This is a genomic window from Burkholderia sp. BCC0322 (assembly GCF_902833045.1).
Classification (GTDB): Bacteria; Pseudomonadota; Gammaproteobacteria; order Burkholderiales; family Burkholderiaceae; genus Burkholderia.
In genome coordinates this window covers 35,506-53,879 of the sequence record NZ_CADFDU010000015.1, presented here as the reverse complement: position 1 = coordinate 53,879, position 18,374 = coordinate 35,506, and the positions used below count along the sequence as shown (strand labels likewise).

Sequence of the window (18,374 nt, the reverse complement as noted above, 5' to 3'; positions counted from 1 at the left end):
AAGGAGCCAATTCAATGAAGACGATTGCTGAAATCGTGAAGCTGGGCCCGGTCATCCCGGTGCTCGCATTCGACTCGGTCGAGCAGGGCGAACACGTGTCGCGCGCGTTGCACGCGGGTGGCGTGAAGGTGCTCGAGATCACGCTGCGCACGCCGGCCGGCCTGGAGGCGATCCAGCGTGCGAGCCAGCTCGCGGACGACATCGTCGTCGGCGTCGGCACGATCACGAAGCCGGAGCATTGCGAGCAGGCGAAGCGCGCGGGCGCGAAGTTCGGCGTGTCGCCGGGCCTGACGAAGGAGCTGCACCTCGCGTCGCTCGACGCGGGCCTGCCGCTGCTGCCGGGCGTGATGACGCCGAGCGACATCATCCAGGCGCTCGAATTCGGCTACGAGATCGTGAAGTTCTTCCCCGCGCAGCAGGCGGGCGGCGTACCGATGCTGCAGGCGTTCCACGGCCCGTTCCCGGCGCTGAAGTTCTGCCCGACCGGCGGCATCACCGTCGAAACGGCGCCGAATTTCCTGAAACTGCCGAACGTCGTCTGCGTCGGCGGTTCGTGGCTCACGCCGAAAGCCGCGCTCGCCGCGCAGGACTGGGCCGAAGTCACGCGTCTCGCGCAAGCTGCGAGCCAGCTGCCCCGTTAAGACTTGTACGAAATGGCGGTTTGACCCTCGGAAAGCGAGCCTTAGTGCTTGTTTTGCCGAGGGTTTTTGCTGATGGAACCGGTTCTATCCGCGGACCGTAAAGATAAGTAAAATTCAGCGTCCTGACGGGGTGGGTACCCCCCGTGTTTCGGAGACCTGCATAGCCGGGCATACTCGCAACAACTCGCCCGGCTCGAACAATTCTAGGAGGAGTGCCACATGGGGGCTGTCCAAGGCAGCATGCTGCTCGTATTCACGCTGATCGCGATCGCCGCGCTGATCCTGATGATCGCGCGCTACAAGATCTACCCGTTCCTGGTGCTGATCATCGTCTCGCTCGGCCTCGGCCTGGTCGTCGGCATGCCGATGGACAAGATCGTCAAGTCGTTCGAGGCGGGCACCGGCGGCACGCTCGGCCACATCGCGATCGTCGTCGGCCTTGGCACGATGCTCGGCAAGATGATGGCCGAATCGGGCGGCGCCGAGCGGATCGCGACCACGCTGATCGACTGGTTCGGTGAAAAGAACATCCACTGGGCGATGATGTTCGTCGCGATCATCGTCGGCCTGCCGGTGTTCTTCGAAGTCGGCTTCGTGCTGCTGATCCCGATCGCGTTCAACGTCGCGAAGCGCACCGGCAAGTCGCTGCTCGTCGTCGGCCTGCCGATGGTGGCCGGCCTGTCCGTCGTGCACGGCCTGATCCCGCCGCACCCGGCCGCACTGCTGGCCGTACAGCAATACGGCGCCGATATCGGCAAGACGATCGCGTTCGGCCTGCTCGTCGGCGTGCCGACCGCGATCATCGCGGGCCCGGTGTTCGCGCTGACGATCTCGAAGTTCGTGAAGCTGCCGGAGAACAACCCGCTCGCCGCTCAATTCGTCGACACGCACACGGATGGCCGCAAGCGTGAACTGCCGAGCTTCGGCATCACGCTGTTCACGATCCTGCTGCCCGTCGTGCTGATGCTCGTCGGCAGCTGGGCCGACCTGCTGTTCGCACCGAAGTCGCTGCCGAACAACCTGCTGCGCTTTGCCGGCAACTCGGACGTCGCGCTGCTGATCGCCGTGCTCGTGAGCTTCTTCACGTTCGGCAAGCTGCAGGGCTTCAACCGCGACCAGATCCAGAAGTTCTGCGGCGAGTGCCTGGCGCCGATCGCCGGCATCACGCTGATCGTCGGCGCGGGCGGCGGCTTCGGCGGCGTCCTGCGCGACAGCGGGATTTCGCAGCAGATCGTCGAAACCGCGAAGCACGCGCACCTGTCGCCGCTGCTGCTCGGCTGGTTCGTCGCCGCGCTGATGCGTCTCGCGACGGGTTCGGCGACGGTCGCGATGACCACGGCCTGCGGCATCGTCGCGCCGATCGCCGCGGCGGCCGGCACGACGGTCAGCCCGGAACTGCTGGTGCTCGCCACGGGCTCGGGCTCGCTGATCTTCTCGCACGTGAACGACGGCGGCTTCTGGCTGATCAAGGAATACTTCGGGATGACGGTCGGTCAGACGTTCAAGACCTGGTCGTTGCTCGAAACCATCATCTCGGTGCTTGGTCTTGGCTTCACGCTGCTGCTGAGCATGGTTTTGTAAGAAGGGGTAGTCAATGATTCTGATCGCAATGGGCGTGTCGGGCGCGGGCAAGTCGCGAATCGGCGAAATGCTGGCGGAACGCCTGTCGTGCAGCTATACCGATGGCGACGCGTTTCACAGCGCGGCGAACAAGGAAAAGATGCACCACGGCATTCCGCTGACCGACGACGACCGCTGGCCGTGGCTGCGCACGATTCGCGCAGCCATCGAGGAAAAGCAGCGTGCCGGCGAGACGGCCGTGTTCACGTGCTCGTCGCTGAAGCGCTCGTACCGCGACGTGCTGCGCGGCACCGACACCGACGTGCGGTTCGTGTATCTGAAGGGTTCGTTCGAGGTGTTGCACGAGCGCCTGAAGAACCGCACCGGTCATTTCTTCGATCCGTCGCTGCTGAAGAGCCAGCTGGACACGCTCGAGGAGCCCGGCCCGGACGAAGCGATCGAGGTCAGCATCGAGCTGACGCCCGAGCAGATCGTCGATCAGGTCATGCTGAAGATCGGCCACGCGCAGCAGCACTGAGCGCGGTTCACGGCAATCGTCATGCAAAAGGCGCCCTGCGGGGCGCCTTTTTCGTTGGTGGACTTGCGGCCCGCGGGCCGGTCAGGCCGCGCGTGCCTGCGTCGCGATGCCGTCGAGCAGCACGTCGAGCATCGTGTCGTGCACGGCTGCCGGATCGAGCTGCGCATAGAGCGGGGCGGCTGCCTTGACGAGCGAATGCGCGGCGTCGGACAGCGCTTCCATTTCCGCGAGCTCGACGTCGTTCGCGGCGCGCGTGAGGCCGCCGGCTTCGGCCGCGGCAAGCCCGATCACGCTTGCATACCAGCCGACGCACACCGACGGTAGCGCCGCACGCGGGATGCCGGCGTCGGCCAGCGCGCGATGCACGGCCTCGATGTGCGCGAGATCGGCCGGCCCGGTACTCATGTGCCGCTGCAGCAGCGCGAACGCCGCCGGGTAGCGCAGCGCGAGCGCGCGGTACTGGCGTGCGAGGTCGCGCAGCCGTTCGTGCCACGGCAGCGCGGCGTCGACCGGCACGAGCGAGCGCGACAGCGCGTTCGCGATCGCGCGGCTCAGGCCTTCCTTCGACTTGAAGTGATACAGCACGCTCATCGGGTCGCAGCCGACCGACTGCGCGAGCTTGCGTACGCTGAACGCGGCTTCGCCGACGTCTTCGAGCAGCGCGAGCGCGGCCGCGACGATTGCATCCTTGTCGAGGCCGCGCGGGCCCTGGGCGGGTTTGTCTTTCATCGATGCGGGCTGGCGTGCCGATACGGCGCCGGCTGTAAACTTGACGAAAGTTTATTCTACACTGTAGAATTATTTCTGCGGTGTAGAAATTGGGTGTCCCGGCACCTTTCAAGACGTGCTTTCGCACAGTCCGGGATCCAGGCGGCACGAGCGTGCCCGCCGTCAACACGGGCCATCACGCCCCTTTTTTTCGTTGACACCCAAGTGGAACCGGCTGCCCCACCCGCGAAGCCAGAAGGCTCTTCGACAGGCGGCCCAAGACCATGCAAGTGCAATCATGACTTTCAACCATCAACCCCTGATCCAGGGCGAATCGCGTTTCGAACACACGCAACTGAACATCGAAAAGGACAACTGGAACTGGTGCGACCCGGCCCGCTACGATGGCGAGCGCCCGGCCAACTGGTACGAGGCGTCGCTGTCGCGTCACGCGAACGGCGCGCCGCTCGCGCACGACGCCGAATGCGACGTGCTCGTGATCGGCGCGGGCCTGCTCGGTGCGTCGGCCGCGCTGCATCTCGCGGAGGCGGGCGTCGACACGATCCTCGTCGACAAGCATCACGTCGGCTCGGCCGCATCGGGCCGCAACGGCGGGCAGCTCACGCCCGGCCTCGCGCGCTGGGAAGCCGCCGACATGATCGACTACCTGTCGCATGACGACGCGAAGCGGCTGTGGCGCTTCGCATCGGCCGAATCGATGGACCTGATCGATGCGATCGGCGTACGTTACGCGCTCGAACTCGACCGCAAGCGCGGCCACATTACGGCGGCGGTGCACCCGGGCCACATGAGCGCGCTGCTGGACGGCGCGGATGCGCGCCGTCATCTCGGCGACGCGGGCGTGACGCTCGTCGGCCGCCATCAGCTGCACGACGAATACGTGCGCTCGGGGCTGTACCACGGCGCGGCGATCGACGCGCTCGGCGGGCAGATTCATCCGCTCGCGCTGGTGCGCGGCCTCGTGCACGGCTTCCGGCTGAACGGCGGTGCGCTGTTCGAGGGCACCGAGGTGCTCGAACTCGACGAGACGCCGAGCGGTGTCGTCGCAACGACGCCGGGCGGCACGATCACCGCGCGCAAGGGTGTCGTGCTCGCGCTGCACAACACGACGTTCCGGCTGCTCGACGACGGTACCGCGACGACCGTACCGTTCTTTACCTACGTGAGCGTGACGGCGCCGCTCGACGTCGATGTCGCGACGCTGATGCCGGCCGGCATGCCCGTGTACGACACGCAGTTCCAGATCGACTACTACCGGCCGGTACGCGGCAACCGCCTGCTGTTCGGCGGGCAGGGCACCGGCACGTGCTGGGCGCAGCCCGACGTGAACGCGTACCTGCTGACGCGGCTGAACACCGTGTTCCCGCAGCACGACGGCCGGTTCGCGCTCGACTACTGCTGGAGCGGCGTCAGCGACTTCACGCTGAACGGCGCGACCGATAGCCGCAAGACCGACGGCCGCGTGCCGATGTACATGGTGCAGGGCTGGAGCGGTCACGGCGTCGCGCAGACGGTGCGGATCGGCAAGGCGATCTGTGACGATTTCGTCGGCCGTAACGACGATTTCTCGATGCTGACCGGCATCGACCATCGCGCGATTCCGCTCGGCCGCCAGTTGTCGCCGATCGCGATTCCCGCCGCGAAGGCCGCGATGAGCGTGATGAGCGCGCTCAACCCGGGGCGGATGATCTCGTTCTGACCGGCGGCTGCAGGCAACGAAAAAGCCCGATGCGATTGCTCGCATCGGGCTTTTTTACGTGCGGCGGCGGTGGCGCTTACGCGATCCGCTTCGCGAGTTCGACGGCCTTGCCGATGTACGACGCAGGCGTCATCGCGAGCAGGCGATCCTTCGCATCCTGCGGGATCGCGAGCGTGCCGACGAATTCCTGCAGCGCTTCGCGCGTGATGCCCTTGCCGCGCGTCAGCTCCTTCAGCTGCTCGTACGGGTTCTCGATGCCGTAGCGGCGCATCACCGTCTGCACCGGCTCGGCGAGCACTTCCCAGCAGTTGTCGAGGTCTTCGTTCAGGCGCTGCGGGTTCACTTCGAGCTTGTCGAGGCCGCGGATCAGCGAGTCGTACGCGAGCAGCGAGTAGCCGAGTGCGACGCCCATGTTGCGCAGCACCGTCGAGTCGGTCAGGTCGCGCTGCCAGCGCGACACCGGCAGCTTGTCGGCGAGGTGGCGCAGCGTCGCGTTCGCGAGGCCGAGGTTGCCTTCCGAGTTCTCGAAGTCGATCGGGTTGACCTTGTGCGGCATCGTCGACGAGCCGATTTCACCGGCCTTCGTCTTCTGCTTGAAGTAGCCGACCGAGATGTAGCCCCACACGTCGCGGTCGAGATCGAGCAGGATCGTGTTCGCGCGCGCCACGGCGTCGAACAGCTCGGCCATGTAGTCGTGCGGCTCGATCTGGATCGTGTACGGGTTGAACGTGAGCTTCAGGCGGTTCTCGATCACGTCGCGCGAGAACGCTTCCCAGTCGAATTCCGGATACGCCGAGAGATGCGCGTTGAAGTTGCCGACCGCACCGTTCATCTTGCCGAGGATCTCGACCTTCTCGATGCGCGTGATCGCACGGGCGAGGCGGGCCGCGACGTTCGCGAGTTCCTTGCCGAGCGTCGTCGGGCTGGCCGGCTGGCCGTGCGTGCGCGACAGCATCGGCTGCTCGGCGTGCGCGTGCGCGAGTGCGACGAGGCGCTGGTAGACCGTGCGCAGTGCCGGCAGGATCACGTGTTCGCGCGCGCCGGCGAGCATCATCCCGTGCGACGTGTTGTTGATGTCTTCCGACGTGCACGCGAAGTGGATGAATTCGCTGGCCTTTTCGAGTTCTTCCTGGCCCTTCACCGATTCCTTCAGCCAGTATTCGACGGCTTTCACGTCGTGGTTCGTCACGCGCTCGATTTCCTTGATGCGGGCGGCGTCGTGCGCGGTGAAGCGCTCGGCGAGCTGCAGCAGGAACTGTTCGGACGCATCGGAGAAGCGCGGGACTTCGGCGAAGCCGGCGCGCGACAGCGCGATCAGCCAGTGCACCTCGACGGTGACGCGGTGGCGCATGAAGGCGGCTTCGGAGAGCCAGTCGCGCAGCGCTTCGGTCTTGCTGGCGTAGCGGCCGTCGATGGGCGAAAGCGCGGTGAGGGCGAAAAGCGTATCGGGACGAGTGTCGGACATGATCGGGCGGGCCTTGGGGCCGGGTCGAGCGAGGGGAAGGAGAATCCGGCATTTTACCATTGGCGCGCGACGATCCCGGTCGCGCGCGGCCGGCGGGTGCTGCCGCGTGCGAATACCGCGCCGGCGCCCGTTCGCGGCGGGGCGCCCGGCCGCTCGCCGCACCGCCGGCCGGGCCGGCGCGCCGGTAGAATGCAGGCTTCTTCCCGACCGCCGCCCGCCGCGCCCGCCTGCATGGAACTGAAATGGCTCGAAGACTTCGTTTCGCTCGCGGAAACGCGCAGCTTTAGCCGGTCCGCCGAGCTGCGGCACGTGTCGCAGCCGGCGTTTTCGCGGCGCATCCAGGCGCTCGAGGCATGGCTCGCGACCGAACTGATCGATCGTTCGGTCTATCCGACGCGGCTCACGCAGGCCGGGCAGATCTTCTACGAACAGGCGCTGACGATGCTGTCGCAGGCGCACGAGGCGCGTACGCTGCTGCGCGGCCACGTCGGCGCGCCGGTGCCGACGATCGAGTTCGCGGTGCCGCACACGCTGTCGCTCACGTATTTCCCGCGCTGGCTGCAGCGGATCGAGGCGAAGATGGGCCAGGTCCACACGCGGCTGCGCGCGCTGAACGTGCACGATGCGGTGCTGTCGCTCGTCGAGGGCGGCTGCGATCTCGTGATGGGCTACCACCACCCGAGCCATCCGGTCGCGCTCGACCCCGCGCGCTACGACATGCTGATCCTCGGCAGCGAGCCGATCAGCCCGTTCTCGGCGCCGGGCCGCGCGGGGCGGCCGCGCTATACGCTGCCCGGCACGGCCGACGCGCGCGTGCCGTACCTGTCATATACGCCGAACGCGTATCTCGGCCGGATGACGGAGGTCATCGTCGCGAATGCGTCGACGCCGCTGTTCCTCGATCGCGTCTATGAAACCGACATGGCCGAAGGGCTGAAGGCGATGGCGCTCGCGGGCCACGGCATCGCGTTCCTGCCGCACAGCGCGGTCGAGGATGCGGTCGCGGGCGGCCGCCTGATCCGGCTCGACCGGTCGGTGCGCGGCGGCGCGCATCCGTTCACGCTGACGATGGAGATCCGGCTGTACTGCGACAAGCTCGCGCTGCAGGGCGACGATCCGCGGCAGAAGCTCGTACGCGCGTTGTGGGACGTCGTGCGCGACGAACTGCGCGAAACCGCGGGTTAACCGTGGACGGTTAACCGCGACCGCGCGGGCCGGCCGGCTGTCGTCGAGCTTGCGCCGCCTGTCGGCCGGCTGTCCGGCAGCCCTCCCGCATCCGGGAAGCACCACTTTTCACGCACGCGATGCACGACCGATCGCGTGCGTTCTTGCGCAAATCGACCGCGGATTTGCGCAAAATCGCGATCATGCAAGAAACGCATAATCGAATAAGCAAACGGCATTGGATAAAAAAAACGGGTTTTTCGACAATGTGCGCACCTGTTGACCGTTGGAGCATCCATGTCTTCGCAATTGCAGTCCATCCCGTCCTACCTGCACGCCGACGATCTCGGCCCGTGGGGCAACTACCTTCAGCAAGTCGATCGCGTCGCGCCGTACCTCGGCTCACTGTCGCGCTGGCTCGAAACGCTGAAGCGCCCGAAGCGCATCCTGGTCGTCGATGTGCCGATCGAGCTCGATAACGGTACCGTCGCGCACTTCGAGGGCTATCGCGTGCAGCACAACGTGTCGCGCGGCCCGGGCAAGGGCGGTGTGCGTTACCACCAGGACGTGACGCTGTCGGAAGTGATGGCACTGTCCGCATGGATGTCGGTCAAGAACGCGGCCGTGAACGTGCCGTACGGCGGCGCGAAGGGCGGTATCCGCGTCGACCCGCGCAAGCTGTCGCGCGGCGAGCTCGAACGCGTGACGCGTCGCTACACCAGCGAAATCGGCATCATCATCGGCCCGAACACCGATATTCCGGCGCCGGACGTCAACACCAACGAACAGGTGATGGCGTGGATGATGGATACCTTCTCGATGAACCAGGGCCAGACGTCGACCGGCGTCGTGACCGGCAAGCCGATCGCACTCGGCGGCTCGCTCGGCCGCAAGGAAGCAACCGGCCGCGGCGTGTTCGTCGTCGGCTGCGAAGCGGCGAAGAAGAAGGGCCTCGAAATCGCAGGCGCGCGCATCGCGGTGCAGGGCTTCGGCAACGTCGGCGGCATCGCGGCGAAGCTGTTCCAGGAAGCGGGTTCGAAGGTGATCGCGGTGCAGGACCACACGGGCACGATCTACCAGCCGGCCGGCCTCGATTCGAACAAGCTGCTCGACCACGTCGCACGCACGGGCGGCGTTGCGGGCTTCGAAGGTGCGGAGCCGATGCCGAATGACGAGTTCTGGACCGTCGAAACCGACATCCTGATCCCGGCGGCACTGGAAAACCAGATCACCGAGAAGAACGCAGCGAAGATCCGCACGAAGATCATCGTCGAAGGCGCGAACGGCCCGACGACCACGGCGGCGGACGACATCCTGACCGCGAACGGCGTGCTCGTGATCCCGGACGTGATCGCGAACGCGGGTGGCGTGACCGTGTCGTACTTCGAATGGGTGCAGGATTTCTCGAGCTTCTTCTGGACGGAAGACGAGATCAACCACCGTCTCGAGCGCGTGATGCGCGAAGCGTTCTCCGGCGTCTGGGCAGTCGCGGAAGAGCACAAGGTGTCGGTGCGTACGGCGGCGTTCATCGTTGCGTGCAAGCGCATCCTGATGGCGCGTGAAATGCGTGGCCTGTACCCCTGATCGGCGGTTGCCGATTTCAGATCGGTTGACTACGATCAATCCATGACGCAATCCATCCGGTTGCGTGCATGAACCCTCGCGGGCGGTGCCGAATCGGGCACCGCCCGCGTGCGCATTCAGGCGCCGGAAGGGGGGAGCGAAGCCGGGAGAAAGGTTTCGCGCAGCGCGGTTCGCCGTGCGGTAAACAACCAGTACTTTCAAAAATATTACTTTGATACACTGGCGCGGGTTTTAGCCAAGGAGATGACCAAAATGAAATACCAAAAGGCAGTCCTGATGTTCGCGGCGCTTTGCGCGTTCGCAAGTGGCGCGCATGCTCAGGAGACGGGCACGCTGAAGAAGATCAAGGACACGGGCGTGATCGCGCTGGGACACCGCGAGTCGTCGATTCCGTTCTCCTACTACGACGAAAAGCAGCAGGTGGTCGGTTATTCGCGTGACTTCCAGATGAAGGTGGTCGACGCAGTGAAGAAGAAGCTGAACCTGCCGAACCTGCAGGTGAAGAACATCCCGGTCACGTCGCAGAACCGCATTCCGCTGGTGCAGAACGGCACGGTCGACATCGAGTGCGGCTCGACCACCAACAACGCCGAGCGCCAGCAGCAGGCCGCGTTCTCCGACACGATCTTCGTGATCGGCACGCGCCTGATGACGAAGAACGATTCCGGCGTCAAGGATTTCGCCGACCTGAAGGGCAAGACGGTCGTGACCACCGCCGGCACGACGTCCGAGCGCCTGCTGCGCAAGATGAACAACGACAAGCAGTTGGGCATGAGCATCATCAGCGCGAAGGATCACGGCGATTCGTTCAATACGCTGGAGTCGGGCCGCGCGGTCGCGTTCATGATGGATGACGCGCTGCTCGCGGGCGAACGCGCGAAGGCGAAGAAGCCGGGCGACTGGGTGATCGTCGGCACGCCGCAATCGGAAGAAGCGTACGGTTGCATGATGCGCAAGGACGACGCGGCCTTCAAGAAGGTCGTCGACGACGCGATCGCGCAAGTCGAGAAGTCGGGCGAAGCCGCGAAGATCTACGCGAAGTGGTTCGAGAACCCGATCCCGCCGAAGGGGCTGAACCTGAACTTCCCGCTGTCCGAGTCGATGAAGAAGCTGTACGCGAACCCGAACGACAAGGCGCTCGACTGAGCACACGGCCGTTGATGCAGAAATGACGCTAATGAGACGGAAGAGGCCCCGCTTCTTCCGTCTCTTTTTGCTGGAGTCTTGCCCATGTCTTACCACTGGAACTGGGGCATCTTCCTGAGCCCCGTGTCGACCGGCGAGCCGACGACTTATTTCGGATGGCTGATGTCCGGCTTCTGGGTGACCATCGAAGTGTCGCTCGTCGCCTGGGTCATTGCGCTGATCGTCGGTTCGCTGTTCGGTGTGCTGCGCACCGTGCCGAACAAATGGCTGTCCGCGATCGGTACCGTGTACGTGTCGATCTTCCGGAACGTTCCGCTGATCGTGCAGTTCTTCGTCTGGTATCTCGTGATACCGGAGCTGCTGCCTGCGTCGATCGGCACCTGGATCAAGCAGTTGCCGCCCACCACGCAGTTCTTTACCGCGTCGATCGTCTGTCTCGGCCTGTTCACGGGCGCGCGCGTGTGCGAACAGGTGCGCTCGGGGATCAACGCGCTGCCGAAGGGCCAGCGCGCCGCCGGCCTCGCGATGGGCTTCACGCAATGGCAGACGTACCGCTACGTGCTGCTGCCCGTTGCGTACCGGATCATCGTGCCGCCGCTCACGTCGGAATTCCTGAACATCTTCAAGAACTCCGCCGTCGCGTCGACGATCGGCCTGCTCGACCTGTCCGCGCAAGCGCGCCAGCTCGTCGACTACACCGCGCAGACCTATGAATCGTTCATCGCGGTGACGCTCGCGTACGTGATCATCAACCTCGTCGTGATGGCGTTCATGCGCTGGATCGAAGGCCGTACGCGGCTGCCCGGCTATATCGGAGGCAAGTGATGCATCAGTTCGACTGGAGTAGTATTCCCGGCGCGCTGCCGACGCTGTGGACGGGGGCCCTCGTCACGTTCCAGATCACGCTGATCGCGATCGTGGTCGGGATCGTCTGGGGCACGCTGCTGGCGCTGATGCGGCTGTCGGGCGTGAAGCCGCTCGCGTGGTTCGCGCAGGGCTACGTGACGGTGTTCCGCTCGATCCCGCTCGTGATGGTGCTGCTGTGGTTCTTCCTGATCGTGCCGCAGCTGCTGCAGGGCGTGCTCGGGTTGTCGCCGACGATCGACATCCGTCTCGCCTCGGCGATGGTCGCGTTCTCGCTGTTCGAAGCCGCGTATTATTCCGAGATCATCCGCGCCGGCATCCAGGCGGTGCCGCGCGGGCAGGTGAACGCCGCGTTCGCGCTCGGCATGAACTACGCGCAGGCGATGCGCCTCGTGATCCTGCCGCAGGCGTTCCGCGCGATGGTGCCGCTGCTGCTCACGCAGGCGATCGTCCTGTTCCAGGATACGTCGCTCGTGTACGTGATCAGTCTCGCGGACTTCTTCCGCACGGCCGCCAACATCGGCGATCGCGACGGCACGACCGTCGAGATGGTCCTGTTCGCCGGCGCATGCTATTTCGTGATTTGCTCGTTGGCGTCTGTTCTCGTCAAGAGTCTCCAGAAAAAGGTCACACGATGATTTCCATCAAGAACGTTTCCAAGTGGTACGGCCAGTTTCAGGTCCTCACCGACTGCACGACCGAGGTCAAGAAAGGCGAAGTGGTCGTCGTGTGCGGCCCGTCGGGTTCGGGTAAATCCACGCTGATCAAGACCGTGAACGGCCTCGAGCCGTTCCAGCAGGGCGAGATCCTCGTGAACGGCCAGTCGGTCGGCGACAAGAAGACGAACCTGTCGAAGCTGCGCTCGAAGGTCGGCATGGTGTTCCAGCATTTCGAGCTGTTCCCGCACCTGTCGATCACCGAGAACCTGACGCTCGCGCAGGTCAAGGTGCTCGGCCGCGGCAAGGACGAGGCGAACGAGAAGGGCATGAAGCTGCTCGACCGCGTCGGCCTGAAGGCGCATGCGCACAAGTTCCCGGGCCAGCTGTCGGGCGGCCAGCAGCAGCGTGTCGCGATCGCGCGCGCGCTGTCGATGGATCCGATCGCGATGCTGTTCGACGAGCCGACGTCAGCGCTCGACCCCGAGATGATCAACGAAGTGCTCGACGTGATGGTCGAACTCGCGCAGGAAGGGATGACGATGATGGTCGTCACGCACGAGATGGGCTTCGCGAAGAAGGTCGCCCATCGCGTGATCTTCATGGACAAGGGCGCGATCGTCGAGGACGACCGCAAGGACGATTTCTTCTCGAATCCGAAATCGGAACGCGCGAAGGACTTCCTCGCGAAGATCCTGCACTGAGCGTTCGCGCGCGTCGGCGCTGCACGTGCGCCGATACGAAAACCGCCCGGCCGAGCGCCGGGCGGTTTTTTTTCGTCCGCCGCCAGCAGGCGTTACCAGCTGTAGCGGTAGCCGACCTGCCCGACGATGCCGCGCCGGTAATCGCCGCCGATGTTGCGCGCGATCTTCGCGTTCGCGTACAGCTCGCCCGACTTGCCGAAGCCCGCGGTCACGCCGACGCCGAGCTCGTACCACGTGCGGCCGAGATGCGTGGCGAACGGCGTGCCGCCGACGACGGTCTGGCCCGGCGACAGGAAGTCGTGCAGCACGTCGGCCGTGAAGTACGGCGTGGCGGCCCCGCCGCCCGAATCCGACTGGAGGTTCGGCCGGAAGATGCGCACGCCGACGCGGCCGCGCAGCGCGTTCGTCGTCGTGCCCGATACCGCCGACACGTTGTCGTTGAACCCGTTCAGCTTCAGGTACTGATACATCAGTTGCGCCTGAGGCTCGACCGCGACCGGCAGCGCGCCGATCGCGAACGGCTTGCCGACTTCCTGCGACAGCGCGATGCCGAAGCCGTTCTGCGACGCCTCGTTGCCGTAGCTGTCGCGATAGCGATTGCCGTAGTGCGTGACCTGCCCGACGCTGTCGAAGTACGTGCCGTCCGACAGATACTTCGTCCAGTAGCCGCCGATGCTCTGCGCGTGCATTTCGACCGAGCCCGTCGAGGTCGACAGGTTGGCCGTATCGGCGCGCGCCATATCGCTGAAGCTTGCGTTCGATACGCCGATGCTGGCCGTCACGCCCGCATGCGTGCTGCCGCCGCCGTTCGGGGCCTGGTCGAGTGTCCAGTCCTTGCCGAACTGCGCGAAGAACGTGCGCTCGTCGGCCGCGAAGCGGCCCGCGTTCGCGTCGAGACTCTGGCCGCCGATGCGCCCCCACACGCCGTCGCGATTGCCGGGCTGCTGCTTTTCGAGGTTGGTGATGTCGCCGACGCGTTCGTGCAGCTTGCCGAGCGTCGAGAAGCCGTAGTCGGCGTTGAGCAGCGGCGTGAGTGCATAGCCCGAGACACCGGGGCGATACGCGAGCGTGCCGCCGCTGTTGCCGTTCCCGGTGTTGCCCCCGTCACCGCTGCCGGACGGGTGGATCGGGTCGCCCGGGTCCGAGGGATCGAGTTGCGAGCGCAGGTACCAGCCGTTCGCGTCGCCTTGCCCGCCGCGATAGAGCCGGTATTCGTACGCACCCGCCTGCACGGGGCCCGCGAGCTGGAATGCCGATGCGGTGGTCGTGCCGCCGTTGGTCGTGACGACCACCGGAATCCCGTCGCCCTTCGTCTGCGCGCCGGTGCCGGCCGTGTTGGCGATCTTCAGGCCCGTCGTGCCGCTCGCGGTGCCGCCATTCACGATCACCCGATCGGTCGGCGATGCGTCGGCGCCGAGGAACGTGTTGAGCGCGATCGTGCCGCCGTTGCCGACGTAGCTGCCGGTCGTCAGCGTCTTGTAGCTGCCCGCGAGCGTCGGCGAGCCGGTCGGTGCGGCGAATGCGACGAGGCCCGCGTTGTTCAGGCTGCTCAGCACGGAGCTGCCCGTCATGCGCCACGTGCTGGTGTTGTCGACGGTCAGCGCGACCGGATCGATCTTGCCGGTCAGCGTCGCGCCGTTCGCGAGGAACACGTTGCCGGTGCTCGATGCGTCGGAGACGATGTCGCCGGCCAGGTTCACGGCCGATGCGGTGAAGGTGGCGTTGCTGCCGTTCGACAGGTCGAGCAACGTGCCATTGCCGGCCGTCACGACCGTGCCGTTGCGCACGGCAATGTCGGCCGTGCCGCCGCGCACGGCGAAGGCCGGCCCGGTGGCGGACGTGACGCTGCCGCCGTCGACGAGTACCGAGCTCGTCGCGCCGTTTGCGAGCGTATCGGACGTCAGTACGCCGGCCGTGGCGCCCTTGAGCGTCGTGCCGGTCAACGCGAGCACGCCGCCGCTGTCGGCGGTTGCGCCGTTGCCGGCGGCGCTGGCGACCGTCGAGCCCGTATCGCCGATGCGGCCGCCGTTCTGCGCGACGAGGCCGTCGGCCGTCGTGCCGGCTGTGGTGATCTTCGCACCCGACAGCATTGCGGTCGCGCCGCCGGTCGTCACGATCGCGGCCGAACCCGCGCCGGTCGTCGCGACGGTCGTGCCGTTGGCCGCCAGCGTCGAATCCGCGCCCGACACGAAGAAGCCGCGCGCGTTGTCGCCGGTGGTGCTGACGACGGTCGCCGCATCGGCCGCGATGCGTGCGCCGGCGCCCGTCGACGACAGGCCGTCGGCGCCGCCGCCGGTCGTGCCGATCCGCGTGCCGGACAGCGCGATCGTTGCGTTCGTTCCCTGGTTGTCGATCCCCTTGCCGGAGCCGCCGACCGCGATCGACGTCGCGCCGGCCGCGAGCCCGCCGCCCGTCACGGTCGAGTCGATCAGCACGCCGTCGGCGCGGCCGTTCGCGATCACGGTGCCGGCGCCCGACAGCGCGACCGATGCGCCGGTGCCCGTCAGGCGGACGCCCGCGATCCCATCGTCAGCCTCGATCGAACCTGCGTTGGCGAGCGTCGCCGACGCGCCCTGGACGAGCGCGCCGGTGCCGTCGGATACGCGGATCGTCGACATGTTGTTCACCGTGCCGAGCGTGCCGATCGCGACGCCCGTCGAGCCGGCACCCGTCAGCAGCACGGTGTCGCGATTCTCGAGCGTGCCGAGGTGTTGTGCGACGAAGCCCGTCACGCCGGCCGTCGATGACGTGACGGCGGCGTGGTTGGTCAGTGTCGTCGCGACCGGTGCGCCGGCATTGGCGCCGGCGAGGTCGTGCGCCTGGCCGTCGACGACACCGGCGATCGCACCGGCCGCGTTCAGGTTGATCGTCGCGCCCGCGTCGATCGTGCCTTGCGCGCCGCCTTCGACCGCGATCGCGATGCCGTTCGCGCCGTTGACGTTGTAGGTCGCGTTGCCGGTCGACAGCACGGTGCCGGCGTCGGTTGCGAGCACGCCGTGCGCGCGCTGGCCGTTGACGTCGGTCGTCAGCGCGCCGGCCATCGACGTGCCGGTGTAGGCCGCGCCGCCCGCGACGCGGAACAGCGTCGAATCGTCGGTGTCGACGCTGATGTGCTGCGCGGCGACGTTGATCTTCGAGCCCGCGCCATAGGCATAGAAGCCGATCTGGTTGGTGCCCGACATGAACGCGGGCACGGCATGGGCGCCGACGTCGATCGTCGCGCCCGAACGTGCATGCACGCCGATCGCGCCGGTGCCGGTCAGGTTGAGCGCGCCGTCGAGCGTGGCTTTCGCGAGCGGCCCCTCGGCCCACACGCCGTAGTTGCGCGTGCCCGAGGCGGGATCGAGGCCGCCGGCCACGTTGATCGTGCCGGTCGAGGTCGCGGCCGTGCCGGTCCCGACGACCATGATGCCGATGCCGTTGACGCCATTCAGCGTGATGGTGCCGGTGTTGGTCACGGTCGCGGCCGTGTTCGCCGCGAGCATGCCGACGTTGGCGAGCGGCGTGCCGGACGCCGCACCGTTGACGACGATCGCGCCCGCGTTGTTCAGCGTGCCGGACGACGAGCCGATGCTCGCCAGCGCGGCGCCGTTCTGCGTCTGCGAGCCGATCACGATCGTGCCGAGGTTGCTCGCGGTGCCCGATGCCCCGAGCAGGATGCCGTACGCGTGCGCGGACAGCGCGACGTCGTTCACGGCTTCCGGCGCGCCGGCATCGTACTGGGCTGCGCGGCCGAGGTAGATCGTGCCGCCGGCTTCGTTCGTGAAGCTGCCGCCGGCGACGAGGCCGCCGATCACCTGGCTGTCGAGCGTCGTCGCGTTGACGCCGACGTTGATCGTGCCGGCGTTCGATGCGCTCGCGCCGTCGGTCGCGGCCACTGCGTAGTTCTGCAGGTCGAGCCGGTTGTGGGTGAGATCCCATGCGCCGACGTTCATCACGCCGTTGTTGACGAACGTGGTGCCCGCGCCGTTTGCGTACACGCCGCTGCCTTCGACGTACGTGTCGAGGCCGAAGTTGTCGGGCCGCGCGGCGCCGCCCGTGCCGACGTTGTCGCCGACCGTATAGCCGGACGAAATCGAACCGTTGTTGACGCCGCTCGCGCCGCTCAGCAGGCGCACCAGCGTAAAGTCGCCCGACAGGCGCCCGTCGTTGATGAAGTGCGCGCCGTTCTCCGCGATGACGGCGGCGCTCGCATCGATCGTGTTGGAGCCGCGGAAGTCGATCTGGCCGTCCTTGCCGATGTGCAGCGTCGCGTTCGCGCCCGTGCCGTGCATCGCGGACGGGTAGTTTCTGGGCAGCGCGTTCTTGTCGCCGGGCGACACGTTGTTCGCATACTCGAAGGTCTGCGGGGAGAGCGTCACGGCCTGGCCGAACGCGTTGTCGTAGGCGGCCTGCGAGCCGAGCGCGCCGTTCGCGACCGAACGCACGAGAAAGTTGTTGTACGCGGCGAGCGACGCGGCGTCGGTGACGGTCCACGTGCTGCCGTCGAACGCGGTGAAGGTGCCCGCGTAGGTCGGCACGTCGAGCTGGACGCTGCCGACGGGGCCGCCGCTCGCGAGATAGTCGCCGGTGATGAACCAGATCTGGTTCCGCGAATTCCAGTTGATGACGCTCGGTGCCGAGCCGGTGCCGTCCGCGTAGGTGAGGTCGGTCTGCTTGGCCGCGATCGTCATGACGTTGCCGGCCGCCGCGGGCGCGTTCACCGGGTTGCCGATCGATACGTCGAGCGTGCCGCCCGAGTTCGCGACCGTGCCGATCCGCATGTTCACGTACTGGTCGCCGTTCACGTCGTGGTAGACCTGCACGACGGTCGAGCCTGCGACCGACGAGGTGAACGCGGACGAATCGTAGGTGGCGACCGACGTGCGGCCACCCGTGATCGAATCGGGGGTGCCGACGCTTTGCGTCTTGCCGCCGAGCGTCAACAGCGGCTGATTCGGGTTGCCCGAAATGATGGACGTGTTGCCGAGCGGCATCGGCGTGTAGCCCATGTCGCCGGTCGCGCCGGTCCATGCGCCGGTCAGGCTGACCCGGTCACCGCCCGACACGGTCGTGGCGCCGACCAGGTTGTCGTTGACGGTCGGGCTGAAACTGCCGAGCGCGCAGGTGCCGCCGCTCGCGACGGCCGCGCCGCTGCCGCACGTCGACGCATACGTGGAGCTGGCCGACAGCGCGGCCAGCACGGCGCCGACTGCCGCGATGCGAAGCGGGATCCGGCGCGTTCTCGCGTGTGTGGCGCGGCGGCTCGCGCAGGATGCGCTACCCGAACGTTTGCCGCGCGCCCGTGCCGTTTCCGCAACCGCGACCCAGCAGCCGGTGGTCTCGCTCCATATCGATCGAAATGAATGATTCACGACAAGCCCCTCTCTTTTGTTTTGATGTGGTTTTCACCGCGGTGCAGTGAAATCGCATTCCGCGGTGGAGAATGGCGTGAATGGGGGTGCGGCGGCCGTGGCCTTTCTCTGCCAATCGCAATTCGTTACACCGAGGATGGGCGGAGTCTATTGATCGGGCGGGTGGTTGATTGTCGGGAAGCTAACAAATGCGGCAATCATGCCGTTTTCATCGGGTATTTTTGGGTTGTGTGATGAATCGAACTGAAAGCCTTGATGGATAAGGATTCG

13 protein-coding genes are annotated in these 18,374 nt (G+C 66.3%); 10 read left to right on the top strand and 3 right to left on the bottom strand.

The features are described from left to right. Positions 1–14 precede the first annotated feature (14 nt). The 3 genes from eda (at position 15) to HWX39_RS30270 (ending at position 2,739) form a co-directional block, all read left to right on the top strand. Positions 15–641 carry a bifunctional 4-hydroxy-2-oxoglutarate aldolase/2-dehydro-3-deoxy-phosphogluconate aldolase gene (gene eda, locus HWX39_RS30280; protein ID WP_011350938.1) on the top strand — a complete coding sequence of 209 codons (627 nt, stop codon included), beginning with the start codon at positions 15–17 and terminating at the stop codon, positions 639–641. A 219-nt stretch (positions 642–860) separates the two neighbouring features. Further along, the gene (locus tag HWX39_RS30275; protein ID WP_175971350.1) at positions 861–2,222 is read left to right on the top strand and encodes a GntP family permease; all 1,362 of its coding nucleotides are present in this window, start codon (positions 861–863) and stop codon (positions 2,220–2,222) included. A gap of 13 nt (positions 2,223–2,235) precedes the next feature. Beyond that, the gene (locus HWX39_RS30270; protein WP_175971349.1) at positions 2,236–2,739 is read left to right on the top strand and encodes a gluconokinase; all 504 of its coding nucleotides are present in this window, start codon (positions 2,236–2,238) and stop codon (positions 2,737–2,739) included. A gap of 81 nt (positions 2,740–2,820) precedes the next feature. On the opposite strand, the gene HWX39_RS30265 is transcribed toward HWX39_RS30270, so the two are convergent. Continuing rightward, on the bottom strand, positions 2,821–3,468 hold the full coding sequence (locus tag HWX39_RS30265) for a TetR/AcrR family transcriptional regulator C-terminal domain-containing protein (RefSeq protein WP_175971348.1): 648 nt from the start codon (positions 3,466–3,468) through the stop codon (positions 2,821–2,823). A gap of 277 nt (positions 3,469–3,745) precedes the next feature. Here HWX39_RS30265 and HWX39_RS30260 point away from each other — a divergent pair, with 277 nt between their 5' ends. After that, positions 3,746–5,167, top strand: coding sequence for an FAD-dependent oxidoreductase (locus tag HWX39_RS30260; RefSeq protein WP_175971347.1), 1,422 nt, complete (start codon positions 3,746–3,748; stop codon positions 5,165–5,167). A 76-nt stretch (positions 5,168–5,243) separates the two neighbouring features. On the opposite strand, the gene purB is transcribed toward HWX39_RS30260, so the two are convergent. Further along, positions 5,244–6,632: an adenylosuccinate lyase gene (gene purB, locus HWX39_RS30255; RefSeq protein ID WP_175971346.1), complete on the bottom strand. Its 1,389-nt coding sequence runs from the start codon at positions 6,630–6,632 to the stop codon at positions 5,244–5,246. Positions 6,633–6,863: 231 nt separating this feature from the next. On the opposite strand from purB, the gene HWX39_RS30250 reads away from it, so the two are divergent. The 6 genes from HWX39_RS30250 to HWX39_RS30225 all read left to right on the top strand — a co-directional run bounded on the left by HWX39_RS30250 (position 6,864) and on the right by HWX39_RS30225 (position 12,750). Beyond that, positions 6,864–7,817: a LysR substrate-binding domain-containing protein gene (locus HWX39_RS30250; RefSeq protein ID WP_105815965.1), complete on the top strand. Its 954-nt coding sequence runs from the start codon at positions 6,864–6,866 to the stop codon at positions 7,815–7,817. A 276-nt stretch (positions 7,818–8,093) separates the two neighbouring features. Beyond that, positions 8,094–9,380, top strand: coding sequence for a Glu/Leu/Phe/Val dehydrogenase (locus HWX39_RS30245; RefSeq protein WP_175955703.1), 1,287 nt, complete (start codon positions 8,094–8,096; stop codon positions 9,378–9,380). Positions 9,381–9,632: 252 nt separating this feature from the next. Beyond that, a complete protein-coding gene (locus HWX39_RS30240) occupies positions 9,633–10,526 on the top strand; it encodes a glutamate/aspartate ABC transporter substrate-binding protein (RefSeq protein ID WP_175971345.1) in 894 nt (297 codons plus the stop codon). A gap of 84 nt (positions 10,527–10,610) precedes the next feature. Next, the gene (locus tag HWX39_RS30235; protein WP_175971344.1) at positions 10,611–11,351 is read left to right on the top strand and encodes an amino acid ABC transporter permease; all 741 of its coding nucleotides are present in this window, start codon (positions 10,611–10,613) and stop codon (positions 11,349–11,351) included. Beyond that, complete coding sequence (gene gltK / locus HWX39_RS30230) at positions 11,351–12,028, top strand: glutamate/aspartate ABC transporter permease GltK (protein ID WP_175971343.1); 678 nt, start codon at positions 11,351–11,353, stop codon at positions 12,026–12,028. The genes HWX39_RS30235 and gltK overlap by 1 nt, the downstream gene beginning before the upstream one ends. Continuing rightward, positions 12,025–12,750: an amino acid ABC transporter ATP-binding protein gene (locus HWX39_RS30225; protein WP_011350949.1), complete on the top strand. Its 726-nt coding sequence runs from the start codon at positions 12,025–12,027 to the stop codon at positions 12,748–12,750. Before gltK ends, HWX39_RS30225 begins: the two co-directional genes overlap by 4 nt. A gap of 92 nt (positions 12,751–12,842) precedes the next feature. On the opposite strand, the gene HWX39_RS30220 is transcribed toward HWX39_RS30225, so the two are convergent. Continuing rightward, entirely contained in the window at positions 12,843–18,104 is a 5,262-nt protein-coding gene (locus HWX39_RS30220; protein WP_175971342.1) for an autotransporter outer membrane beta-barrel domain-containing protein, read from the bottom strand. Positions 18,105–18,374: the final 270 nt, after the last annotated feature.